Raw genomic sequence first — 4,713 nt, 5'->3', positions numbered from 1 at the left:
ATGATAGCCGTGCGCGAGATGGGTTCCGCCGATGTAGATCTCGCCGATGACGCCGACCGGGACCGGTTGCAGCGCATCGTCGAGCAGATGTACCTGGGTGTTGATCTTGGGCCGCCCGATCGGGACGATCCGGTTCCCCTGTGTGCCGTCCACCTGAAAGCTGGTGGCGTTGACCACCGTCTCGGTGGGGCCGTAGAAGTTGTACAGCGACGCGTCAAAGGTGGCGTGGAATTTGTCGGCCACCTCTCCAGGTAGCGGTTCGCCGCCGATCGGCACCCGGCGCAGGGTTCGCCACTGGTTGACGCCCGGCAGCGACAGGAACAGCCCCAGCAGCGACGGGACGAAGTGCATCGAGGTGATGCCCTCGCGGTGCAGCAGTTCGGTCAGGTAGCCGATGTCGCGCAGTCCGCCCGGGCGTGGAACCACCAGACGGGCACCGCAGATCAGCGTGCCGAAAATCTCGCCGATCGAGATGTCGAAGCCGGTCGATGCCACCTGCAGCAGCCGGTCGGTCTCGTCGACCTGGTATTCGACACCGAACCAGCGGAAGTACTCGGCGATCGGTGCGTGCGGCACCGGAACACCTTTGGGTAATCCGGTCGAGCCGGAGGTGTAGATCAGGTATGCGGTGTTGTCCGGTCGCAGTGGTCGCACCAGCTCCGCGGCGCCGGGCTCAGCGGTCGGGTATTCCGTCAGTCCGGTGATCGGCTCGCGGAGAACGATTCTCGGCTGGGAGTCGCCGAGGATGAAGGCCAGCCGGTCTTCGGGATACGTCGGGTCGACGGGAAGGTAGACCGCGCCGGCTTTCATGATGCCCAGCGCGGTGATGATCAGCTCCGGGGACTTGTCCAGGAGCACCGCGACAACGTCCTCGCTGCCGATTCCCTGCTCGATCAACCGGTGCGCCAACCGGTTTGCTTCCTCGTTGATCTCCCGGTAGCTGTACTGGCGGCCCTCGTACACCACGGCGACCGCGTCCGGGGAATTCCCCGCCCGTTCGGTGACCAGCGCGGGCAGCGTCGCGGCGGGCGTGACGAACCGGTCACCGGCGGAAATCTGTTGCACCCAGGCCCCGTCGGAGGGGCTGAGCACCGACAACTGCCACAGCGCTGCATCAGGGTCGGCCAAAGCGCTGTCGAGCAGCACGGTGTAGTGCTCGAGCAGCTGCCGCACCAACGACCGGTCCAGCACCTCTACCAGATACTCGGCTTCGACCAGTGCACCGTGTTCGCCGAGCTCGACCATGAACGTCAACGGCAACTGGCTGGTCTGACCCCGCAGTTCGGCGCGCTCGCAACGCACGTCGGCCGGGCGGAATCCGCCACCGTCGGGCTGCCGCAGACCGAAGCTCACCCGAGTCATCCGCTCCGCGCCGTGGCGGCGGTCCGGATTGGATTCGCGTACCAGCAAGTCCACGTTGACCCGCTGATGTGCAAAAGCGCCTACGGCGGTGTCGCGGGTCTCGGCCAGCAGTTGGGAAAAGGTCTGGTCCCGATGCGGATGCGCCCGCAGAACCACGGTGTTGCCGTAGTACCCGATCATTTCGTCGGTCTCGGCGCCGCGGTTGAGCACCGGCGCCGCGATCAGGAAGTCGTCGGCATGAGTGTAGCGGTGCATCAACGCCGAGAACGCGGCCAGCAGCACCATGTAAGGGCTGGCGCCGCTTCGCCGGGCCAGCGCCGCCACCCGGTCCACCGTCGTCGCGGGTATGCGCACCGACGTGCGTTGCGAGCGCCAGGAACTCGGCACCACCGAACCGTTGGGTCCCGGAAGCTCGAGTGGTTCCGGAAGATCGGTCATCAACGCCCGCCAGTAGGCGAGGTCTTCGTCGAGATTGTCCGGCGAGCCGGCCGGCGCCGTCGCCGGCAACGGCGGGAGCTCGGTGTTCGGGCCGGTGTAGGCGCGGGTGAGGTCGGCGAAGAACGGTGCCCAGGAACCGTCATCCCAGGCGATGTGATGGGCGGTCAGCAGCAGCATCAACGCATCGTCGCCCAGGCGCACCGCGGTGGTTCGCAGCGGTGAGTCGGCGGTCAGGTCGAAAGGGCGCGAAAATTCGCGTTGCGCCAGCACTTCCAATCGCAACTGGCGGGCCTGGTCAGCCAGCCCAGACAGGTCGTGCTCAGCCCAGCCCGGCCGCAAACCGTCGTGGATGACTGCCACTGGGTCGCCGTCGTCGTCGATGTGGTAGGTCGTGCGTAACACCGGATGCCGCCGCGCCACAGCGTCGACTGCCTGGTGTAACCGGTGCACGTCGACGGGACCGGTGAGCCGGTAGGACACACAGATGTTGAGCAGGCCGCTGCCGGGGTCCACCGACTGCACGAACCACATCCGGCGCTGACCGTCAGACAGTTCTGTGCTGCCTTGCTGCACCGGCGTCGCGCTCCGCGCCAAGCCACGCTCGGCGAGCTTGCGCCGCAACAGCTCCAGGCGCTGTTCGTCGAGTCGGGCGTCGGTGATGTCAGTCACGCGGACGCTCCAGTTTTTCCTGTAAAGCCTCGATCAGTTCGACGCCGGTGATTCCGCCGAGCAGCTTGGCCAGCGGCACCGAGCGGCCGGTGCCGCGGCGCAACCGCTTCCGCAGATCCAGCGCCAGCAGCGAGTCGACGCCGAGATCGATCAGGGCGGCGCTCAGGTCCACCGACTCCGGCCCGCCGAGGCTCAACGCGGCTGCCAGCTCGGCACGCACCAGCTCAGCGGCTGACCTCTGGCTGGATGCATCGCCGTCACCGGCCGCATCCGCATCGTCGGACACCGTGGGTGTCACGAAACCCGCAGTCGTGCCCTGAGACTCGAAGAGCATCTGCAGCCGGTCGAAGTCCGCGGCGAAGATCAGCGGATCGCCGTTGTGCGGTCGCAGGCTGGTGCTGACCGCCGCATTCGGGTCCATCGCGATGAGACCGGCGCGCTCGAAGCCCTTGATCGCCTCGGGGTCCCCGATCGCGGTGCCCGGCCACAGACCCCATCGAACTGAGGTGCAGTCGACTGCCTCGGCCCGCAATTTCGCGGCGGAGACGTCGAGTATCCGGTTGGCTGCCGAATACGCGGCGTGCCCGTATCCACCCCACACGCTAGAAACCGACGAGCACAGGGTGATTCGAGAGCCCTCGCGCCGCGGCCACAGATCGATCAGGTTGGTCAGCCCGGTGACTTTCGCGTCGAACACGTCAGCCCAGTCGACGTCGGTGAGTTGGTCATGCGAGCCGAATCTGGCGACGCCGGCGGCGTGAACGAGCAGCGACGCGCCGGTGCCGCCGTATTCGGCGGCGGCGGCCCTGACCGCCGCACGATCGGTGATGTCGCAGGCCGGGGCAGACACGTCGACGGTATGCCGGCCAATCAGTTTCGACAGGTCGGCGCGGTCTATCCCTTTCCGGCTCAGCAGCACGACCCGTCGGGCGCCGTGTTCGATGCAGTACCGGGCATATTGCAGGCCGACGACCCCGCTGCCACCGGTCACCACCACGTCGTCGACGAGAGTGTCAGCCGGGGCCGCATCAGGCATCGGCCGAGCGCATTCCCCCAGCGTCCGCGTGTAACTGGTCAGCCCGGCAGCACCGACGCGCACTGCCACATCGGTCGCGGTACCCCGCAGCACGTCGACGCAGCGGCGTGCAATGGCGGCGTCGACATCTCGGCGCGGCAAGTCGAGGTGAGCAAAGGTGGTGTCGGGGAATTCGAAGCCGACGCTGCGATGCATCGCGCTCAGTGCCGCCTGCACCGGCCGCACAGACTCCCCCGGCTGCACACCATCCGCATTGACGGTCACCAACCACACCCACCGGCAGCCCGCGCCGACGGCTCGGCGGTAGTCCAGTTGCTGTGCCGCCTGGATGATTTCATCGGCGGCCACGGACACATCAGGCTGCGGCGGCGCGACCAGCACGACGACCTCGGCGTCAGCCGGATTGACCAGGTCAGCATCGTGGTAAGCGGCGACAGCCTCCGTAAGCCGGCGTCGCAACGGATCGTCGCCGGACCCGAGGACGGCGACGGTACGGCATGATGCAGTCCGGAGGGTGGCAGACGGCTCCCACCGCTCGGCCGCGACCGTCAGCGCCGCACCCGGCGGTGGTGGCAGCGGTTCGGGCTGCGCCCACAGGTAGATGGCCCGCATCGGCGCATGGGGGAAGTCGGGCAGCAGCCGATGACCGTCGAGCCCGGCGATGTCGGCCCACCGGTATTCGGGGTCGGCCAACGCGGCGGCGGCGATGCCGGCTGAGAGGTGCTCAACAAGCGGTTCGTCGCGCCGCCCGGAGCCGACAACCACCGCGTCGTCCACGAGATCGGACAGCGCGTACAGCAGCGCCGGATGTGCGGACAGTTCGACGAACATCGCAGCGTCGCGTTGCCGGGCCGCCGCCACCGCCCGGTCGAATCGCACGGTGTTGCGCAGATTGCCCCACCAGTAGTCGGCGAAGTCCGTCCCGGCGGGCACCGCAGCGCCGCTGGCCGAGCCGATGAACGGCACCGGCGAGTCCGAGAACTCTGCTGCCGGCAGCAGCTCGCGCAGCTTGTCGTGCAACGGCTGCAGCGCAGTGGTGTGCGCGGGGAAGTCGACGTCGAGCATCCGGACGAACACGCCGTCGTCTTCGGCACGTCGCACCAACTGCGCCACCGCGTCGCGGTCCCCTGACACCACCGTCGACGACGGCGCGTTGACCACCGAAACCTCCAGCCAATCCGGCGTTCTAGTGATCATCTCCTCGGCCT

General features: G+C 67.7%; 2 protein-coding genes. Both read right to left on the bottom strand.

Annotated elements, in window-relative coordinates; genetic code table 11:
• Positions 1 to 2,469 (bottom strand): non-ribosomal peptide synthetase (locus tag WA317_RS06745; protein ID WP_425172301.1); only part of this gene is annotated, 2,469 nt, incomplete at its 3' end.
• A partial coding sequence (locus WA317_RS06740; protein ID WP_425172300.1) for an SDR family NAD(P)-dependent oxidoreductase occupies positions 2,462 to 4,713 on the bottom strand: 2,252 nt, incomplete at its 5' end. The genes WA317_RS06745 and WA317_RS06740, both read right to left, overlap by 8 nt.

The sequence above is a fragment of the Mycobacterium sp. genome (genome assembly GCF_049802695.1).
Lineage (GTDB): Bacteria > Actinomycetota > Actinomycetes > Mycobacteriales > Mycobacteriaceae > Mycobacterium.
This window is presented reverse-complemented; position numbering and strand designations above follow the sequence as displayed.